This is a genomic window from Sphaerotilus sp. (assembly GCF_041083715.1).
Classification (GTDB): Bacteria; Pseudomonadota; Gammaproteobacteria; order Burkholderiales; family Burkholderiaceae_C; genus Sphaerotilus.
Genome location: NZ_JBFPGY010000069.1, coordinates 1 through 3,762, shown reverse-complemented (window position 1 = coordinate 3,762; position 3,762 = coordinate 1). Strand labels below are relative to the sequence as shown.

Below are 3,762 nucleotides of genomic sequence, written 5' to 3'. Positions count from 1 at the left end.
TGGCGCGGTTCCTCGAAAGCAGCACCGGCGCCAACATCCTGTCCACCCCGAACCTGGTCGCGCTCGACAACGAGGAAGCCAAGATCGTCATCGGCCAGAACGTGCCCTTCATCACCGGCAGCTTCACCAACACCGGCACCGGCACCGGCTCGACCAACCCGTTCCAGACCATCGAACGCAAGGACGTCGGCCTGACCCTGCGCATCAAGCCGCAGATCGGCGAAAGCGGCACGGTGCGCATGCAGATCTACCAGGAGAACTCCAGCGTCATCGCCGGCACGACCTCGTCCAGCGCCGGCCCGTCGACCGAGAAGAGTTCGATCGAGACGTCGGTGGTGGTGGACGACGGCCAGATCATGGTGCTGGGCGGCCTGCTCAAGGACGAGTACGCCGACGGCGAAGACCGCGTGCCGGGCCTGGCCAGCCTGCCGCTGGTGGGCAACCTGTTCAAGGCACAGAACCGCAAGCGCATCAAGACCAACCTGCTGGTCTTCCTGCGCCCGGTCGTGATGCGCACGCAGGACGACGCCAACGCGCTGACCCTGGACCGCTACGACATGATCCGCGCCCGCCAGCAGGACGGCCAGCCCAAGCCCTCGTCGGTGCTCGGCATCAACGAGTCGCCGGTGCTGCCCGAGCAACGCCGCGGCGAGCGTGCGACACCGTCGTCTCCATCCCCCTCCACGTCTGCTTCCTCGCCGAGCCGCTGACCGTGCGCCACCCCCTGCCCTACGCCTGGGCCAAGGCCCAGCGCCTGCTGCTCGAAGACGATGGCGACCGCCTCGTCCTCTGGGCCGACGCCGAGGCACCGCGCGCCGCGCTGGCCGAGGTGCTGCGCCTGCACGCCATCGACGCCATCGAGCGCGAAGCCCCCGAGCGCCTCGCCCAGCGCATCGCGCAGGCCTATGCCGGCGGCGAGTCCAGCGCCGCGGCGGTGGTCGGCGAGGTGGAGAGCGCCGTCGATCTGAGCCGGATGATGCAGGACCTGCCCGCCGTGGAGGACCTGCTCGAAGCGGCCAACGACGCGCCCATCATCCGCATGCTCAACGCGCTGCTGACGCAGGCCGCCAAGGACGGCGCGAGCGACATCCACATCGAACCGTACGAGCGCTCGTCCGCCGTGCGCTTCCGCGTGGACGGCACGCTGCGCGAGGTGGTGCAGCCCAACAAGGCCCTGCACGCGGCCCTGATCAGTCGGCTGAAGATCATGGCCGAGCTGGACATCGCCGAGAAGCGGCTGCCGCAGGACGGGCGCATCTCGCTGCGCATCGGTGGCCGCGCGATCGACGTGCGGGTGTCGACGCTGCCGGGCGTGCATGGCGAGCGGGCCGTGCTGCGCCTGCTCGACAAGGGCGAGGCGAAGTTCTCGCTGCCCGGCCTGGGCATGCAGGGCGACACCTACACGCGCTTCTCCAGCCGCATCCAGCAGCCGCACGGCATCGTGCTGGTGACCGGCCCGACCGGCTCGGGCAAGACCACCACGCTCTACGCCGCACTCGGCCAGGTCGAGACCAGCACCACCAACGTGCTGACCGTGGAAGACCCGGTCGAGTACGAACTCGCCGGCATCGGCCAGACCCAGGTCAACGCCAAGATCGACCTGACCTTCGCCAAGGCGCTGCGCGCCATCCTGCGGCAGGACCCGGACGTCATCATGATCGGCGAGATCCGCGACCACGAGACGGCGCAGATCGCCGTGCAGGCCTCGCTGACCGGTCACCTCGTGCTCGCCACGCTGCACACCAACGACGCACCCAGCGCCGTGACGCGGCTGACCGACATGGGGATCGAACCCTTCCTGCTGAGTTCGTCGCTGCTCGGGGTGCTCGCGCAGCGGCTGGTCCGCAAGCTGTGCACTGCCTGCAAGCGCCAGGGAGACGACGGCCGCTGGCACCCGGTCGGCTGTGACGCCTGCGGCCACAGCGGCTACAAGGGCCGCACGGGGGTGTACGAGCTGATGGTGGTGGACGACACGGTGCGCAGCCTGATCCACGGCCGTGCCAGCGAATCGGAGCTGATCGCCGCGGCCCGTGCCGGCGGCCTGCGCTCGATGCGCGAGGACGGCGAGCGGCTGGTCGCCACCGGCATCACGTCGCTGGAAGAACTGATGCGCGTCACGCGCGACTGATCCGCACCGGAACCCCATGCCCGCCTACCGATTCGAAGCCCTCGACGCCGCCGGCAAGACCCAGACCGGGCTGCTGGACGGTGACAACGCCAAGGCGGTGCGCTCGCAGCTGCGGGCGCGGGCGCTGGTGCCGCTGGATGTGCAGCTGGTCGAATCGGAAGCGACGGCCACGGCGGCGGCGGGCGGATCGATGATGCGGCGGCGGGTGTTCTCGGCCACGACGCTGGCGATCTGGACCCGCCAGCTCGCCGGGCTGGTCGGCGCCGGCCTGCCGCTGGAACGTGCGCTGACCGCGCTCGCAGACGAGGCCGAGGATCCGCGCCAGCGCGAGTTGCTCGCCCACCTGCGCGCCGAAGTGAATGGTGGTTCGCCCTTCGCCAGCGCCCTCGGCAACGCACCGCGCGAATTCGACGATGTCTACCGCGCCGTGGTCGCGGCCGGCGAGCAGAGCGGGCAGCTCGGCCGCGTGCTGGAAAAGCTGGCCGACGACCTGGAGGAGCGCCAGGCGCTGAAGTCACGGCTGGTGGGCGCGACGCTGTACCCGGCCATCGTGTCGGTGGTGGCCATCGTGATCGTCATCTTCCTGGTCACCTATGTGGTGCCGCAGGTGGCACAGGTCTTCGCCGGCAGCAAGAAGGCGCTGCCCTTCCTGACCAGCGCGATGCTGGCGCTGAGCGCCTTCCTGCGCCACTGGGGCTGGGCACTGCTGCTGGCGCTGATCGGTGCAGGCGGGCTGCTCGTGGTGGCCCGGCGCAACGAGGCGACCCGCGAACGGCTCGACGGTCTGGTGCTGACGCTGCCCATCGTCGGCCGGCTGGCGCGCAGCTACAACGCGGCGCGTTTCGCCGGCACGCTGGCGATGCTGGCGGGCTCGGGCGTGCCGATCCTGAAAGCGCTGCAGGCGGCGGCCGAGACGCTGTCCAACCGCGCCATGCGCGCCGATGCGCTGGCCGCGCTGGTGCAGGTGCGCGAAGGCGCACCGCTGGCCTCGGCGCTGTCGTCGAAGAAGCGCTTCCCCGGCCTGCTGTCGATGTTCGCCCGCCTGGGCGAGCAGACCGGCGAGCTGCCGGTGATGCTGCAGCGCGCCGCTACCCAGCTCGGCGCCGAGGTCCAGCGCCGCGCGATGCAGATGGCCACCATCCTGGAGCCACTGCTGATCGTGGTCATGGGCGCGATGGTGATGGTGATCGTGCTGGCCGTGCTGCTGCCGATCATCCAGCTCAATACCTTCGTGAAATGACCCGGCGGCAGCGTCTCCGCCTCACCCGCCACTCAGCGCCAGCACGAGGCTGATCTGCTCGGTCGGCGGCAGTAGCGCCGACAGGTCGAACAGCGGGTGACCGTTCACGAAGGCCCGCAGATGCGGGCGGATGCGCTCCTGCTCGTCGACGATGCGGAAGCGCAGTCCCGGGAACCGCTGCTCCAGCCCGTCCAGCACGGCACCCAGCGTGTCGCCAGCGGCCTCGACCAGCGCAGCGCCCGTGTAGGACTGCAAGGCCGACGGAACCAGCACCCGCACCGCCGGCTCACCGCAGATCGACGACGTCGAGCGCGTAGAGTTCCGGCAGGTGCCGCATCAGCGGCGCCCACCCGGCACCTTCGTCGCGACTGAGCCAGAGTTCACCGCTGGTCGT

3 protein-coding genes and 1 pseudogene are annotated in these 3,762 nt (G+C 70.3%); 3 read left to right on the top strand and 1 reads right to left on the bottom strand.

What is annotated here, in order from left to right:
- The 3 genes and pseudogenes from AB3X43_RS03375 to gspF all read left to right on the top strand — a co-directional run.
- Positions 1-710 (top strand): annotated as a pseudogene (locus AB3X43_RS03375) (type II secretion system secretin GspD); the annotation flags it as partial.
- Positions 707-2,128 (top strand): type II secretion system ATPase GspE, encoded by a 1,422-nt coding sequence (gene gspE, locus AB3X43_RS03370; RefSeq protein WP_369428471.1) that lies wholly within the window; start codon positions 707-709, stop codon positions 2,126-2,128. The pseudogene AB3X43_RS03375 and the gene gspE, both read left to right, overlap by 4 nt.
- Before the next feature lie 16 nt (positions 2,129-2,144).
- Positions 2,145-3,368, top strand: a complete 1,224-nt coding sequence (gspF, locus tag AB3X43_RS03365) for a type II secretion system inner membrane protein GspF (RefSeq protein WP_369428470.1) — start codon at positions 2,145-2,147, stop codon at positions 3,366-3,368.
- 21 nt (positions 3,369-3,389) lie between these two features.
- Here gspF and AB3X43_RS03360 read toward each other — a convergent pair whose 3' ends face one another.
- Positions 3,390-3,641 carry a ubiquitin family protein gene (locus AB3X43_RS03360; RefSeq protein ID WP_369428469.1) on the bottom strand — a complete coding sequence of 84 codons (252 nt, stop codon included), beginning with the start codon at positions 3,639-3,641 and terminating at the stop codon, positions 3,390-3,392.
- Positions 3,642-3,762 lie beyond the last annotated feature (121 nt).